Raw genomic sequence first — 14,583 nt, 5'->3', positions numbered from 1 at the left:
GAAAACGGACACCCGAGGGTGTCCGTTTTTATCTCATATCACCTTGCCCCGAGGGGCTGTGTGCTGACGGTTTACAGATAGCTCTCATCGACGCCGATATGAGCCAGCGCAGCCAGTTCGAGCGGCGTCAGCTGGCTGGCGGAGTCGATCATGGTCGGCTCGCCACGGGCGGACCCGGGCAGTTGCAGCCGCTCCTTGAGCGCATCGGTCAGGCTGCCCACCAGATTGCCCATGCGGGTCAGGCGGGAGACCAGCACGGCCTCAGGGCTGCTTTCGCTATCGGCAAAGCCGGAGACCTGAGCCACCGCGAAGTCGCAGATAGCCCTGGCCCGATCACCAAAAGCCCCTTCCAGCTGTTGCAGCACCTGCCGTGCCTCGCTGTCGCCGAGACGCCCCAGCTCCGCCTGCATATGGCCGGTGTCAAAACGCAGTCGCGCCCCGGCATCGAGCCGATCCTCCGGCTTGCCAGCTGTATGGTTCACCCACGCCTGATCGGTCTGACCGGCAAACTGCATCAGGCCGCCCAGCACCAACCGCTGGTTGGGGCGCGCCGAGGCGAGACTGTCGAGGGCATGACCAAGGGAAGAGCCCTTGGCGTCGCTGCCGCTGGCCAGCGAGAGCGCCAGAGTACGCAGGGTTTGCAGATCGCCACGGGTCTGCAACTTGGCCATGTGGGAACTGTTGATGGAGCCATCGGCAATGTGTTGATGCAGGGCATTGAGATCGCTGCTGCTCAGGGTCACCTCGGTCGAGGTTTGATCCCGCAGCAGGTAGCTGGCCTGATAGCTGATAAGATCCAGCGCCAGCTTGTAGCCGGTGGCCGGAGTCTGGCGGCCCATGGCGACCTGTTCGCGGGCAGCCCCTTTGCTCTCACCGCTTTGGACGGGTGCCGCATCCGCAGTGGTGGTCGCACTTTGCGCCGGTTCGCCAGCGATTTCAGCCTTGACGGCCCGCTGCAGGTCGGTCACTTCACCCATCGCGGTGTGCAGCTGGCTCATCGCCTCCTGCAGCAGTTCGGGGGTGGCGCTGGCGAGCAGCTCGGTCACCTTGCCCCCCACAGTGCCCCACTGCTGGAGCGGGATACCGGCGATGGGGCGGGCCAGCAGCCCGGCAGCCAACCCACGGAGTTGCGGCTGCTCGGAGCCGATGACAACGGCCTGCAACGCGGTGCAGAGCGAGCGCAGTGGGCCGTTGCCGGTCGCCAGAGTGGCGTGCTCCTTGCCCAGTTGTTCGGCGGCGATGTTGTTCAACATGTCCGCCTTGGCAAAGCCACCCAGCGAGCTACCAAATGCAGCCTGCTTCATCAGACGCTGAAGATCCTCGGGGGACGTGGCGGTTTGCGCCTTCGGCGCAGCGGCACTCTTGCCGCTCCCCAGCAGGTTGCCAATCCACTCTTTGATGGCCACGAACGGACGGGCCAGTTGGGCCCCCAATCGCGAGAGCAGCCCCTGCCCTTTCTGCGGTTCGCTGCGGTTGCCCAGCAAGATCGCATCTTGTCCGGTGGCAACCTGACGCGCCTCCAGCTGGCCCATCCGGCCAACCCCTGTGGTTGCATCACTGTGGTGAGCGACGGCCTGTGTGCCGACAGTGTTTGCTTGAATCTGCATGATGATTGTCTTCTTGTGATGTTTCGCCGCCAGTCTAGGAGAGGCCATCAACAGGGACTATCGGGATTGGTCGCGATTTTTGTACTGAGCGCGGCGTGCTATCTCGCTGACCGAAAACCTAAAAAAAGAGAGCCACCAACTTGCACTGAGCCCCTATAGTCCACTCCCGCCAGAATAAAAAACGGACACCCGAGGGTGTCCATTGGTATCAGTTCTCGTGCTATCTGGTCACGCCAGATCGAGGCCACGCATCTTCAGACGGATATCAACCTCTTGCGGCTTGTCGGCACCGCCCGACCCTCTTGCCAAATCCAACGCATCCAACAGCCCCTTGCTATGGCCGCTTTGTTCCCCCAACTTGGCCTCTTCCAGTACCCGCCTGGTGACTCCCCGCTCATCTTTGGCACTCAGCAACACCCGCATATCCGTCGCCTTGTTATAGAGGATCTCCTGCTCATCCCCTTCAACGGATATGTCGCTGACATCGATCCCCGAGCGGCCAAATACTGTGGAAATAGTGCCTGAACCACCAAAGTTGATGGCCACTTTGGGATCCCGGGAGGTAGAGAAATAAGCAGCATCATGACCGACTTGCCCCTCTGTCACCCCGCTGAACGCATCGCCACCGTGGGTACCGCGGAAGGTCTTGACCAACTGCTCGGCGGGAGTGCTTTTTTCAAAAGCAGCAGTCATGCCCTGATCGATCAACGCTTGCCCTGCATCCAGCTGCTTTTCCTGACGCAGCGAGCGATTCAGGTGCTGGTACTCGCCATTGGTGTAGAGCCCAAGCGCCATGACTTCAGCATCACTGTAAAGACCGTGGGGCTGTTCACCCAGATATTGTTCAGCCTCCAGGCCAAATTGATTCTGCAAGCCCTCAGCCAGCGCCTTGTCGGCGGGCTCACCTTTAACTTCGCTCTCGACGGCATAGCGTAATTGGGCAACCTCATGCATCAGGTCGTTCAATCCGGCTGCAACCTCACCAAGTTGCTCCTGCGTGGCGGAGCTCACCCATTCGCTGGCCTGCCTGCCCGTGGTTCCCCATTGCTGTAGAGCAATCCCGCCCAAATTCAGTTCAAGCAGGCGGGCGGCCTGATGAGTGGTTGCCTCGATTTTTGATCCATCACGAATACCGCTCAGGGCAGTGACCAAGGAACGCAGAGCACCGTTGCCAGTCGCCAGCGTGGTGTGGTCCTTGCGCAGTTGTTCAGCATTGATACTTTTCAGCTCGCTTGTCTTGTCGAGCGCGCTCAGGGTATAGGGCAGTGCCTTTTGCAAAAAAAGACGTTTCTGATCCGCCATGGAGAGGTTTTCTGCTACCTGAGTCTTCGGCGCAGCGGCACTCTTGCCGCTCCCCAGCAGATTGCCGATCCACTCTTTGATGGCCACAAACGGGCGGGCCAGTTGGGCCCCCAATCGCGAGAGCAGCCCCTGCCCTTTCTGCGGCTCGCTGCGGTTGCCCAGCAAGATCGCATCTTGTCCGGTGGCGACCTGACGCGCCTCCAGCTGACCCATCCGGCCAACCCCTGTGGTTGCATCACTGTGGTGAGCGACGGCCTGTGTGCCGACGGTGTTTGCTTGAATCTGCATGATGATTGTCTTCTTGTGATGTTTCGCCGCCAGTCTAGGAGAGGCTATCAACAGGGACTATCGGGATTGGTCGCGATTTTTGCACTGAGCGCGGCGTGCTATCTCGCTGACCGAAAAGCTAAAAAAAGAGAGCCACCATTAACAGTGCCGCTGGCGGTGACCTGCTCTAATGGCGCCATCATCAATCTGGAGCCATCAATGAACTCTCTTTATCACGCCGCCATCCACCAGCTGTTTCTCTCCCTCTCCCTGCCTGCACCGCAACAGGAGGAGAGCGTCACCAGCCTGCAGATCGGCGAACTGACCTGTCACCTGACCGAACACCCGGCCGACTATCTGCTGATGTTTACCCGCCTCGACGCGGCCACCAGCGCTCAGGCCGCCGCCCAGAACCTCTTCAGTCAGGACCCGTGCAAACCGGTACTGGGTTTCGATACCGAGAGCCTGACACCGGTACTGTGGAGTCGCCAGCCCTTGCAGCAGCTGGATCGCACCCAGATCCACCACCAGCTGGAGCAACTGGTACACGCCGCCAGCGAGATCAACAAAGGCCAGGACGGCACTATCCGGCCTTGAGCCATTGGCGTGACCACACCCCACGTCACCATAGATGGATAACCAGGCCTCTGGCCTGAGCAATCTGGGCAGCGGGCCCCCGGACTGGTATGGTTTTGCCATCAATTCATCAACGACCGAGATATCATGAAACGCAAAACCATGGCCCTGCTGCTGGGCACCCATCTGCTGGTCGCGGCGGCAGGCTTTGCCGCCGGTGTCTACACCCTGCCGATCCTGATCGCGCCACCCGCCCCTGATACCGAGCAGGTAGCGGCCAGCCAGCAGCAAGCGAGATTCCACGGCACCTTTCGCCGGGATCTGAAAGACAGCGATCGGCTGCACTGGGGGGAAGGCAAGGTGAGCATAGGGCCGGATGCCGTTAGCCTGATGGGCAAGCTGGCCCCCGGGCCGGACTACCAGCTCTACCTCTCCCCCGAGTTTGTCGAGACCGAAGCCGATTTTGCCCGTCTCAAGGATCAAATGGTGCGAGTCGGGCCGGTGAAGACCTTCGACAACTTTATCGTGCCGCTGCCCGCCACGATCGATCCGGCCCGCTACAGCAGCGTGATCGTCTGGTGTGAAACCTTCGGCCAGTTCATCACCGCCGCCCGTTATCAGGATCTGCGTCCGGAGCAGTAACCTCGCCCCAGACCCGCACCATGAAAAAGGGCTGACATCGCTGTCAGCCCTTTTGCTATCCGATCCGCTCGTCATTAACGCTCCGGCTTGGTCATCTCCCGCAGCAGCTGATCGATGCAGCCCACGACCTGCTCTGAGTTCTGCTCGATTTCGCGGTAGAGCGCCTCCGCCTCTTCATGCTTGTGCTGGTTTTTCAGCTCGATAATCTGCTGGATCACCTGATGCAGTCTGGCGTGGGGGGCGGCCATCGCCCTGAAGGCGGGTTGATCGCCGCAGCATGCCTGCCCTTCACTGAAGTACCAGTGGCCAAGGCGGCACTCCTTGTCACTGACCGCCTCGCTGCGCGACAGCCCCTCCTGCCCATCCAGATAGGCCCGCACCCGGGTCTTCCAGCCCATATGAGCGGCGCGGGCGCGACTCAGCACCATCCGCACGTTGGAACCATCCTGGAACTGCCCGGCCAGATCCCCCAGCTTGTCCACCAGGGTCGCCACATGGCTGGCGATATGGGCGGTATCCCGCGCCACCAGCGTGGTGGCCTGGGAGATCTCGTGGACGCTGACGATATTGCGGGTGATCTCGTCGCTCACCGAGGACTGCTCCTCCGAGGCAGCGGCGATCTGGGTGTTCATGTCGCGAATGCTGTTGACCGCCCCCTTGATCCGGCCGAGGGCTTCTCCCGCCTGATTGGCCCGCTCCACCGACTCTCCCGCCCGCGAGACGCTGTGTTCGATCATGGTCACCGTGGTGCCCACCGCCCGTTGCAACTGCTCGATGGTACCGCGGATCTCGGCGGTGGAGTGCTGGGTACGCCCGGCCAGCGAGCGCACTTCGTCGGCCACCACCGCAAAGCCGCGTCCCTGTTCCCCGGCCCGGGCTGCCTCAATGGCGGCGTTGAGAGCCAGCAGGTTGGTCTGCTCGGCGATGGACTGGATCACCGCCAGCACCGAGCCAATCTGCTCGCTGGCCTTGGCGACCTCTTTCACCGTGTTGCCCGCGCTGGCGATCTCCTCCGCCAGCTGTTCGATCATGTTGACGCTCTGCTGCACCACCTCATCACCGGTGACCGCCTGATTGTCCGCTTCGTTGGCCGCTTCGGCCGCCTGTGCCGTGTTGTTGGCCACCTCGTGTACCGTGCTGGTCATCTCGGTCATGGCGGTGGCGAGCTGGGTGGTCTGTTCCTGCTGGCGCGTCATGCTGCCAAGATTGCCCGCAGCACTGCGCGACAGCCGCTCACTCTCGCCAGCCAGTTCGCCCAGAGTGGCGGTGAGCTGGCTGATGGTGTCGCGGATCTTGGCAACAAAACCATTGAACGCCGACCCGAGGCGACGGATCTCCTCTGGCCCCGCCACTGGCAGCTTGCTGCCGAGATCGCCGGAGCCATTGGCCAGCGCCTCCAGCGCCTTGACGCTGTCAAGCAACGGTCGATTGATGCGATTGAGTGCAAACGCCATCACCATGGCAATCACCAGAGCCCCTACCAGAGAGATGATCGCCATCTGCCAGCCCTGACGAGCCAGATCGGCCGCGACCAGACTGTGATCCCGGGTCAACTCGATGATACCGACCGCCTTGCCGGAGTAATCGCGCAGGGGGGCCGCCATCACCAGCAAATCACTTCCCTGCTGCGTCATATTGACGAAACGTTCCTCACCGGCCAGTACCGGCTGATACCACTCCATCGCCTCACCAAGCCGGGATGTGCCAACCAGCGTCACCAGTTTGCCCTGCTCAAACAGATAGATGGCGAGTTGCACCTGCTTGTCCAGCAGTTGGCCAAACAGCTTTTCATCCAGGGCACGACCGAACTCCACCGAACCGACCGGCTGCCCGTTGAAGGTGACCGGCACGACCCCGCGCAAACCGGTACCAGCCACGCCAATCTCCAGCCCGCCAACGGCATGATGCTCGCGATTCACCTCAACCACAGTGGGGCGAATGGCAGAGAGGTCATCACCGTGTTTTTCAGGCTTGTGTACCCGATAGAGGGAAGTGGCTGGCGGCAGGTGAAACTGGAACTGCTCGATCCCCTGCGCCTTGATGGCGGGCCAGAGCGGATCAAACAGATTGGCGAGGGTCTGCCAATCCTTGTCGGCCACAGCCCTGGCTGCATCCGGCCGCTGGGAGATCAGGGTTGCCGCCAGCACGGTTTCATGGCTGGTGTTTTTGATCACCGCTTCCACATTCTGGAGCTGACTCCGCAGTGCAGCCTGCTCGGCCGCGAGCGCCCGCTGGCGATTTTCAAACAGATTAAAGGTAAGCAGCACCACGGCGAGCAATACGATGCCGCCGATTGCCAGCAGCGTGATCTGGTGACCCAGCTTGCGAGGGGGGAACATAAGACACCATCCTTGACAGTCATACCCAACCTACAGGATGGAACGGTTAAGTCGGGAGTCCATCAGAACTTAACCCTTTGTTGATATTGATCAAACGATTAACAGGCAAAATGCGAGGTGGGTCAAACGGGGGGAATATTCACTCACAAGGCCGAGATCGGCACTGCGAGCCACAGGTTGAAAGTAAACAGCCCATAAACAAAAACCCCCTCGTGATAGAGGGGGTTTTTCGTGTTGGCAACGGGTGCGGATTAACGCAGCGGTTTGACCGAGCGACGGACAATCAGCTCGGGCTGTACCGTCATCGATTCCACTTCCAGCTCCTTGTTGCGGATCCGACTGACCAGATGCTTCACCGCCAGCTGGCCCAGTTCGGCCTTCGGGTGACGGATGGTGGTCAGCGGCGGGCTGGAGAAGCGCGCCATCTCCACATCGTCGTAGCCGATGATGGAGATATCGTCCGGCACCTTGACTCCCGCTTCCCAGGCAGCGCAAATCGCGCCGATCGCCATGGGATCGTCGAAGGCAAACACCGCGGTCGGACGAGGCTGCAGGGCCAGGATGCGCTGCATGGCATCGAAGCCGCTCTGGCTCTCGTAATCCCCTTCAAAGACCTGTTCATCTTTGAGGGTCAGACCGTGTTCGCCCAGCGCATCACGTACCCCGTCCAGTCGCTGCTGGGTGGTCGGCTTGGAGAGCTGGCCAGTGATGCAGACGATGTCGCGGTGCCCCAGCTCCAGCAGATGGCGTACGGCCATGCGGGCGCCGATGCGGGCGTTGTCGTTGATGACGTTGGCGAAATCGCACTCCGTACCCCAATCCAGTACCACCTGCGGCACGTTCTTGTGGATGCGCAGCATGTCGCGCAACGGGGTGTCGATATCGGTACCCAATACCAGCAGGCCATCCACCCGTTTTTCCATCAGCATTCTCAGGTAATGCTGTTGGCGAGGCGGCTGGTTTTCGGTGTTGCAGAGGATCAGGCTGTAGCCCTGTTCGAAGCAGTACGCTTCAACCCCTTGCACCACTTCTGCGAAGAAGGGGTTTACGCTGGTGGTCACCAGCATACCAATGGTCTTGGTCGAATTTATTTTAAGACTGCGCGCTACCGAGTTGGGCGCGTAGTTGAGTTCTGCCACCGCCTCAATCACTTTCTGGGTCGCGTCTTCGCTGACCCGCCGAGTGTGGTTGAGCACATGTGAGACGGTGGAGATGGATACGCCTGCGCGCGAGGCGACATCCTTGATAGTGGCCATCTCTGTCTCCTGACTGTCAAAGGCGGAACATTAGCAGATTTCCCGAATAAAGGCTTGGTTTTAACGAGCTCTGCCACGGAATTGTCAATGCCGGCTAATTTAGGCGCTCATTTCTGTTTGCGCAAATGGATTCTGGTCAAAATGGGAGCGTTGTCAGAGTAAAATATCGTCAGATTAATCCTCTGGCGTTTGTCGGAATCGCCTCTCGTTACCAAGATGTTAAGTCAACAAATCAAAATTAAGCTCTGATTGGCCGAAAATAACAGGTCATTTATTTCAAAATCCACCCATCCAACCCCCTCTGGTTAGTATCTTTAACAGCTTGTTATTGCCCCGTGAGGAATGATAGAACCATACCTATAGCCGGATGCACGGGATGTAGATCCGGAATGGCACACGGAAATGAAACAATCCACTGATTAAGGGACGAATCAATGCATAAGTTGAGCAAAATCACAGTTGGCGCAGCGGTTTCTTTGGCTCTGTTTGGATCGATCTCCATCGCCCACGCGGCAGACACCATCAAGATAGGTATCGCAGGCCCGGTCACCGGCCCGGTCGCCCAGTACGGGGACATGCAGTTCACCGGCGGCAAGATGGCGGTCGAGCAGATCAACAAGGCTGGCGGTATCAATGGCAAGCAGATCGAAGCGGTCGTCTATGACGATGCCTGCGATCCCAAACAGGCGGTGGCCGTTGCCAACAAGGTGGTGAACGACGGCGTCAAGTTCGTGGTCGGTCACCTCTGCTCCGACAACACCCTGCCCGCCTCCGACATCTATGAAGACGAGGGGATCCTGATGGTCACCCCTGCCTCCACCAACCCCAAGATCACCGAGCGCGGTTACCAGCTGACCCTGCGCACCATCGGCCTGGATAGCGATCAGGGCCCGACTGCCGCCAAGTACATCATCGAGCAAGTCAAACCCCAGCGCGTGGCCGTTATCCACGACAAGAAGCAGTATGGCGAAGGCATAGCCTCCAGCGTGAAAGCCGCGCTCGACAAGGCTGGCGTGAAAGTGGTGGCCTTTGAAGGGATCACCGCCGGCGACAAGGACTTCTCCGCCCTGATCGCCAAGCTGCAGAAAGAGAACGTCGATTTCGTCTACTACGGCGGCTACCACCCGGAGCTGGGTCTGATCCTGCGTCAGGCTGGCGAGAAGGGGCTGAAAGCCAAGTTCATGGGCCCGGAAGGGGTGGGTAACAAGGATATCTCCGCCATCGGCGGCCCGGCTTCCGAAGGCCTGCTGGTGACCCTGCCAAACAAATACGATCTGGTGCCGGCCAACGCCCCGCTGGTCGCTGCGTTCAAGGCCAAGGGTCAGGACTCCTCCGGCCCGTTCGTCTGGACTACCTATGCCGCGGTGCAAACCCTGGCAGCCGGTATCGCCAAGGCGGGTGAAGATGACCCGGCTGCCGTTGCCGCCGCCATCAAGGCCGCACCGATAGATACCGTGATGGGCCCCCTGACCTGGGCACCGAACGGTGACCTGAAAGGCTTCGAATTCGGTGTGTTCCAGTGGCACGCTGACGGTACTTCCAGCCAAGTCAAATAATCTGCCGATCGGGGGTGAGTACGCTCACCCCCTCCTCTCTTTGCGGGCAAGTACAGGGAACGCAGTATGTCCGAACACCTCCTCTATCTGGTTCAGCAACTGCTGAACGGATTAACCATAGGCAGCACCTATGCGTTGATCGCCATTGGCTACACCATGGTCTATGGCATCATCGGCATGATCAACTTCGCCCACGGCGAGGTGTACATGATCGGCTCCTATGTCGCTTTTATGGTGATGGCGGGGCTCATGATGATGGGCATCGACAGCACCTTTTTGCTGCTGGGAGGCGCCTTCCTGGTCAGTATCATCATCACCGGCACCTATGGCTGGAGCATCGAGCGGGTCGCCTACCGGCCACTGCGCGGTGGCAACCGGCTGATCCCCCTCATCTCCGCCATCGGCATGTCGATCTTCCTGCAGAACATGATGCGGATGGCGCAGGGCTCGCGGGATATCGCCATGCCCAGCCTGATCTCAGGTGGCTGGACCCTGGGGGGTGAGGATGGTTTTCAGGCCAGCCTCTCCTATATGCAGCTGATCATCTTCGTGGTGACGTTCATCACCATGCTGGCGCTGACCCAGTTCATCGGCCGCTCCCGCATGGGCCGCGCCTGCCGTGCCTGTTCGGAAGATATCAAGATGGCCAACCTGTTAGGGATAGACACCCACGTGGTCATCTCCATCACCTTCGTGCTGGGGGCCGCGCTGGCCGCCGTCGCCGGGGTGCTGCTCGGCATGTATTACGGCGTCATCAACCCCTACCTCGGCTTTATGGCCGGTCTGAAGGCCTTCACTGCCGCAGTGCTGGGCGGTATCGGCAGCATTCCGGGCGCCGTACTGGGCGGCCTGCTGCTCGGCGTGGTTGAAGCGCTCACCGCCGGTTATCTCAGCACCGAGTACAAGGATGTGATGGCGTTTGCCCTGCTCATTTTTGTGCTGCTCTTTATGCCGACCGGCATCCTGGGCCGTCCGGAAGTGGAGAAAGTGTGATGAAACATCAATTTATCCACGCCTGTATCGCCAGCCTGGTGCTGCTGGTGCTCTCTTTCTGGCTGCTCGGCTTCAAGCTGGAGACCGATGGCTCCAGCCTGCAGGTAGTGAGCCGCCTCGATGTGTCGCTGGCCTGGCTACTGGGGGGCGCCACCCTCGTTTTCTGGTTCCAGATGCTGCGCGGCCAGATCGCCAAGCTGTTTCAGGCCTCCATCAGTGGCTTCTCGGTCGGCTTCACCAAGCTGGTGCTGCCGAGCCCGGAAGAGGCGCCCAAGCTCTATAACCTCACCGCCGTGCTGGTGCTGCTGTTTGCGGTGAGCTGGCCCTTTATGGCCTCTCGCGGCGCCATCGATCTCGCCACCCTCACCCTGATTTACATCATGCTGGGGCTGGGGCTGAACGTGGTGGTCGGCCTCGCCGGTCTACTCGATCTCGGCTATGTCGGCTTCTATGCGGTCGGCGCCTACAGCTATGCCCTGCTCAACACCTACTTCGGACTGAGCTTCTGGGAGTGCCTGCCCATCGCCGGGCTGATGGCCGCTACCTTCGGCTTCCTGCTCGGTTTCCCGGTGCTGCGGCTGCGGGGGGACTATCTGGCCATCGTCACTCTGGGTTTTGGCGAGATCATCCGCATCCTGCTCAACAACATGACCACCCTGACCGGCGGCCCGAACGGCATATCCGGCATTCCCAAGCCGACGCTGGGGGGTCTGGAGTTCAACCGCACCGTCAAGGATGGGGGCTTTGATACCTTCCACAACTTCTTCGGCATTACCTACAACGCCAACCACAAGGTGATCTTCCTCTACCTGATGGCGCTGGTGCTGGTGGTGGTGACCCTGTTCGTCATCAACCGCCTGCTGCGCATGCCCCTTGGCCGCGCCTGGGAAGCGCTGCGGGAGGACGAGATCGCCTGCAAATCGCTGGGGCTCAACCCCACCATCATCAAGCTGACCGCCTTCACCATAGGCGCTACCTTTGCCGGTTTTGCTGGCAGTTTCTTTGCCTCCCGGCAGGGCTTTATCAGCCCGGAATCCTTCGTCTTTATCGAGTCGGCCATAGTGCTGGCGATTGTGGTGCTGGGTGGTATGGGCTCGCAGATCGGGGTGGTGCTGGCTGCCATCGTGATGACGGTGCTGCCGGAGCTGGCCCGCGAATTCAACGAGTACCGCATGCTGATGTTCGGCCTCTTGATGGTGTTCATGATGATCTGGCGGCCACAGGGATTGCTGCCGATGACCCGTCCGCATCTGGAGTTGAAGAAATGAGTACTCATCAGAAGTTAATGGAAGTCTCTGATTTGTCGATGCGCTTCGGGGGCCTGCTGGCAGTCAACGGGGTCAAGCTGGATATCGACAAAGGCGAGGTGATCTCCATCATCGGCCCCAACGGCGCAGGCAAGACCACCATCTTCAACTGCCTGACCGGTTTCTACTGTCCGAGCGGCGGCACCATCCGCTACAAGGGTGAGGAGATCCAGGGGCTGCCCGGCCATCTCATCGCCCGCAAGGGGATTGTGCGCACCTTCCAGCACGTGCGGCTGTTCAAGGAGATGACGGCGGTGGAGAACCTGCTGGTTGCCCAGCACCAGCACCTCAACACCAGCTTTATCGCCGGTCTGTTCAAGACCCCGGCCTTCCGCCGTGCCGAGCAGGAGGGGCTGGAGCGGGCCGCCTTCTGGCTGGATAAAGTGGGCCTCAAGGATCTTGCCAACCGCGCCGCCGGTAATCTGGCCTACGGTCAGCAGCGCCGGCTCGAGATCGCCCGCTGCATGGCGACCCGCCCCGAGCTGCTGATGCTGGACGAACCGGCCGCCGGTCTCAACCCGAAGGAGACCGACGAGCTGGATGAGCTGATCATGAGCCTGCGGGACGAATTCGGGGTCTCGGTGCTGCTGATCGAACACGATATGAAGCTGGTGATGGGCATCTCCAACCGCATCTTCGTGGTCAGCCAGGGCACCCCGCTGGCCCATGGCAAGCCGGATGAGATCCGCAACAACCCGGCAGTGATCAAGGCCTATCTGGGCGAGTCGTAAGGACAAAAAGATGTTAGAACTTCGCAACGTATCGACCCACTACGGCAAAATTCAGGCGCTGCACGATGTCAGCGTCGAGGTGAAAGAGGGGGAAATCGTCACCCTGATCGGCGCCAACGGCGCAGGCAAGACCACCCTGCTGATGACCCTCTGCGGCGAACCCAAGCCCAGCAGCGGCTCCATCTGGTTTGAGGGGGAACAGATCAGCTCCCTCACCACAGCCCGCATCATGCGCAAGGATATCGCCGTGGTGCCGGAGGGGCGCCGCATCTTCGCCCGCTTGACGGTGGAGGAGAACCTGCTGATGGGGGCCTTCTTCGTCGACAAGGCCGAGCAGCACGGCCTGCTGGATCAGGTGTTCACCCTGTTCCCGCGCCTGCACGAGCGGCTGGAACAACGGGCGGGCACCATGTCCGGCGGCGAGCAGCAGATGCTGGCTATCGGCCGTGCCCTGATGAGCAAACCGCGCCTGCTGCTGCTGGATGAACCCTCGCTGGGGCTGGCCCCCATCGTCATCCAGCAGATCTTCGACACCATTGAGCAGTTGCGCCAGAAGGGGATGACCATCTTTCTGGTGGAGCAGAACGCCAACCAGGCGCTCAAGCTGGCCGACCGCGGCTATGTGCTGGAGAACGGCCACGTGGTGCTGCAAGACACAGGGGCCGCTCTGCTCGCCAACCCGGCGGTACGGCAGGCCTATCTGGGCGGTTAACCCACTCACCCACATGCCATATCAACAAGGGAGCCGCTGGCTCCCTTATCTTTTGTGGGGTTAGTTTGCGCCCAAGCTTGCGGTACACTGGCCCGTAATCAACCTATTCGCAGGACATCCCGATGGACCAGTTTGCCCATATCAATGCCCATGATGCCTACCAGAAACTGAGCGCGGGTGAAGCCCGTCTGGTGGATATTCGCGACCCGCAATCCTTTGAAGCGGCCCACGCGGTCGGCGCCTTCCACCTCACCAATGGCACCCTGGTGCGCTTTATGAATGAAGTGGATTTCGATACCCCGGTCATCGTGATGTGCTATCACGGCAACAGCAGTCAGGGGGCGGCCCAATACCTGCTACAACAGGGTTATGACGAAGTCTACAGTCTGGATGGCGGCTTCGAGGCGTGGCGCCGGGAGTTTCCCATCGAGGCAGGCGAGGCATGATCCAGCTGCTGGTGCTCGACAACGCCCGCATGGCGCAGGCGCTGGTGGACTATCTGGCAACCCTGGGTATCTCCTGCGAGCTGACCCAGTCCGAGCTGGGGGTCACCATCTGGCTGGCGGACGAGCAGCGCCTCGCGCAGGCCCAGCTGGAGGTGAAGCGCTTTCTGGCCGAGCCGGACCACCCGCGCTACATGGAGGCCTCCTGGCAATCCGGCCGCGCCGATGCCCGCATCGACTACAGCAAGGGGATGACGGATCCCATCACCGACTTCCTCCATCAGGCGGGGCCACTGACGCTGGTGGTCATCATCGCCTGTCTCGCCATCTACGGGATCGAGGCCATCGGCCTGCCAATCTACGATGAACTGGCATTCCACCCGACGCTGGCCCAGTTCACCGACTGGCAGGCGTGGCGTTATTTCACCCCCGCCCTGATCCACTTCTCAGTGCTCCATCTGGTGTTCAACTTGCTGTGGTGGTGGTATCTCGGGGGCCAGATCGAACAGCGCCTCGGCAGCGGCAAGCTGCTGATCCTGCTGCTGGTGGGCGCCGCCCTGCCCAATATCGCCGAGTTTTTTGCCAGCGGCCCGCTGTTTGGCGGCCTCTCCGGCGTGGTCTATGCCCTGCTCGGCTACTGCTGGCTGCGCAGCAAGCTGCAACCGGCCTGTGGCCTCACTCTGCCACCGGCACTGATGGGCTTTATGCTGTTCTGGATGGTGCTCGGCTTCTTCGACATGCTCGGAACCAGCACCGCCAACATCGCCCACCTGACCGGCCTGCTGGTCGGCCTGCTGCAAGGCTGGCTGGATCGCAACCACCAGCCGACCTGATTTTTCAGCAGCCGCAGAA

General features: G+C 60.6%; 13 protein-coding genes. 9 read left to right on the top strand and 4 right to left on the bottom strand.

Annotated elements, in window-relative coordinates; translation table 11 throughout:
* Positions 1 to 71 precede the first annotated feature (71 nt).
* Both A9G06_RS18345 and A9G06_RS18340 read right to left on the bottom strand, forming a co-directional pair.
* Positions 72 to 1,607: an ADP-ribosyltransferase gene (locus A9G06_RS18345; protein ID WP_069556161.1), complete on the bottom strand. Its 1,536-nt coding sequence runs from the start codon at positions 1,605 to 1,607 to the stop codon at positions 72 to 74.
* Positions 1,608 to 1,835: 228 nt separating this feature from the next.
* Positions 1,836 to 3,197 (bottom strand): ADP-ribosyltransferase, encoded by a 1,362-nt coding sequence (locus tag A9G06_RS18340; RefSeq protein ID WP_069556160.1) that lies wholly within the window; start codon positions 3,195 to 3,197, stop codon positions 1,836 to 1,838.
* Positions 3,198 to 3,395: 198 nt separating this feature from the next.
* Between A9G06_RS18340 and A9G06_RS18335 the strand changes: the two genes are divergently transcribed.
* Together A9G06_RS18335 and A9G06_RS18330 are read left to right on the top strand one after the other, a co-directional pair.
* On the top strand, positions 3,396 to 3,773 hold the full coding sequence (locus tag A9G06_RS18335; RefSeq protein ID WP_019446305.1) for a CesT family type III secretion system chaperone: 378 nt from the start codon (positions 3,396 to 3,398) through the stop codon (positions 3,771 to 3,773).
* Between the two features lie 126 nt (positions 3,774 to 3,899).
* Positions 3,900 to 4,394, top strand: coding sequence for a DM13 domain-containing protein (locus A9G06_RS18330; protein ID WP_040069868.1), 495 nt, complete (start codon positions 3,900 to 3,902; stop codon positions 4,392 to 4,394).
* Between the two features lie 74 nt (positions 4,395 to 4,468).
* Here the strand turns inward: A9G06_RS18330 and A9G06_RS18325 are convergent, their stop codons facing one another.
* Together A9G06_RS18325 and A9G06_RS18320 are read right to left on the bottom strand one after the other, a co-directional pair.
* On the bottom strand, positions 4,469 to 6,733 hold the full coding sequence (locus A9G06_RS18325) for a methyl-accepting chemotaxis protein (RefSeq protein ID WP_069556159.1): 2,265 nt from the start codon (positions 6,731 to 6,733) through the stop codon (positions 4,469 to 4,471).
* Between the two features lie 251 nt (positions 6,734 to 6,984).
* Positions 6,985 to 7,989, bottom strand: coding sequence for a substrate-binding domain-containing protein (locus A9G06_RS18320; RefSeq protein WP_005355925.1), 1,005 nt, complete (start codon positions 7,987 to 7,989; stop codon positions 6,985 to 6,987).
* 434 nt (positions 7,990 to 8,423) lie between these two features.
* On the opposite strand from A9G06_RS18320, the gene A9G06_RS18315 reads away from it, so the two are divergent.
* The 7 genes from A9G06_RS18315 to glpG all read left to right on the top strand — a co-directional run bounded on the left by A9G06_RS18315 (position 8,424) and on the right by glpG (position 14,564).
* Entirely contained in the window at positions 8,424 to 9,545 is a 1,122-nt protein-coding gene (locus tag A9G06_RS18315) for a branched-chain amino acid ABC transporter substrate-binding protein (protein ID WP_005339442.1), read from the top strand.
* Positions 9,546 to 9,611: 66 nt separating this feature from the next.
* The gene (gene livH, locus A9G06_RS18310; protein ID WP_005339439.1) at positions 9,612 to 10,538 is read left to right on the top strand and encodes a high-affinity branched-chain amino acid ABC transporter permease LivH; all 927 of its coding nucleotides are present in this window, start codon (positions 9,612 to 9,614) and stop codon (positions 10,536 to 10,538) included.
* A complete protein-coding gene (locus tag A9G06_RS18305) occupies positions 10,538 to 11,806 on the top strand; it encodes a high-affinity branched-chain amino acid ABC transporter permease LivM (protein WP_005355922.1) in 1,269 nt (422 codons plus the stop codon). Before livH ends, A9G06_RS18305 begins: the two co-directional genes overlap by 1 nt.
* Positions 11,803 to 12,576 carry a high-affinity branched-chain amino acid ABC transporter ATP-binding protein LivG gene (livG, locus tag A9G06_RS18300; RefSeq protein WP_005339435.1) on the top strand — a complete coding sequence of 258 codons (774 nt, stop codon included), beginning with the start codon at positions 11,803 to 11,805 and terminating at the stop codon, positions 12,574 to 12,576. Before A9G06_RS18305 ends, livG begins: the two co-directional genes overlap by 4 nt.
* Before the next feature lie 10 nt (positions 12,577 to 12,586).
* Positions 12,587 to 13,288 (top strand): ABC transporter ATP-binding protein, encoded by a 702-nt coding sequence (locus tag A9G06_RS18295; RefSeq protein WP_005339433.1) that lies wholly within the window; start codon positions 12,587 to 12,589, stop codon positions 13,286 to 13,288.
* A gap of 122 nt (positions 13,289 to 13,410) precedes the next feature.
* Entirely contained in the window at positions 13,411 to 13,734 is a 324-nt protein-coding gene (gene glpE / locus A9G06_RS18290) for a thiosulfate sulfurtransferase GlpE (RefSeq protein WP_005342431.1), read from the top strand.
* Positions 13,731 to 14,564 carry a rhomboid family intramembrane serine protease GlpG gene (gene glpG, locus A9G06_RS18285; protein ID WP_069556158.1) on the top strand — a complete coding sequence of 278 codons (834 nt, stop codon included), beginning with the start codon at positions 13,731 to 13,733 and terminating at the stop codon, positions 14,562 to 14,564. Before glpE ends, glpG begins: the two co-directional genes overlap by 4 nt.
* Positions 14,565 to 14,583 lie beyond the last annotated feature (19 nt).

The sequence above is a fragment of the Aeromonas sp. DNP9 genome (genome assembly GCF_001728955.1).
Classification (GTDB): Bacteria; Pseudomonadota; Gammaproteobacteria; order Enterobacterales; family Aeromonadaceae; genus Aeromonas; species Aeromonas veronii.
The sequence above is the reverse complement of the archived record's forward strand: the minus strand, read 5'-3'. Positions and strand labels throughout refer to the sequence as shown.

Excerpts from the sequence above, each read along its gene's own strand:
- glpE (WP_005342431.1), top strand. The coding sequence starts at position 13,411 with ATGGACCAGTTTGCCCATATCAATGCCCATGATGCCTACCAGAAACTG.
- A9G06_RS18345 (WP_069556161.1), bottom strand. The coding sequence starts at position 1,607 with ATGCAGATTCAAGCAAACACTGTCGGCACACAGGCCGTCGCTCACCAC.
- A9G06_RS18340 (WP_069556160.1), bottom strand. The coding sequence starts at position 3,197 with ATGCAGATTCAAGCAAACACCGTCGGCACACAGGCCGTCGCTCACCAC.
- glpG (WP_069556158.1), top strand. The coding sequence starts at position 13,731 with ATGATCCAGCTGCTGGTGCTCGACAACGCCCGCATGGCGCAGGCGCTG.
- A9G06_RS18305 (WP_005355922.1), top strand. The coding sequence starts at position 10,538 with ATGAAACATCAATTTATCCACGCCTGTATCGCCAGCCTGGTGCTGCTG.
- livH (WP_005339439.1), top strand. The coding sequence starts at position 9,612 with ATGTCCGAACACCTCCTCTATCTGGTTCAGCAACTGCTGAACGGATTA.
- A9G06_RS18330 (WP_040069868.1), top strand. The coding sequence starts at position 3,900 with ATGAAACGCAAAACCATGGCCCTGCTGCTGGGCACCCATCTGCTGGTC.
- livG (WP_005339435.1), top strand. The coding sequence starts at position 11,803 with ATGAGTACTCATCAGAAGTTAATGGAAGTCTCTGATTTGTCGATGCGC.
- A9G06_RS18295 (WP_005339433.1), top strand. The coding sequence starts at position 12,587 with ATGTTAGAACTTCGCAACGTATCGACCCACTACGGCAAAATTCAGGCG.
- A9G06_RS18335 (WP_019446305.1), top strand. The coding sequence starts at position 3,396 with ATGAACTCTCTTTATCACGCCGCCATCCACCAGCTGTTTCTCTCCCTC.
- A9G06_RS18325 (WP_069556159.1), bottom strand. The coding sequence starts at position 6,733 with ATGTTCCCCCCTCGCAAGCTGGGTCACCAGATCACGCTGCTGGCAATC.
- A9G06_RS18320 (WP_005355925.1), bottom strand. The coding sequence starts at position 7,989 with ATGGCCACTATCAAGGATGTCGCCTCGCGCGCAGGCGTATCCATCTCC.
- A9G06_RS18315 (WP_005339442.1), top strand. The coding sequence starts at position 8,424 with ATGCATAAGTTGAGCAAAATCACAGTTGGCGCAGCGGTTTCTTTGGCT.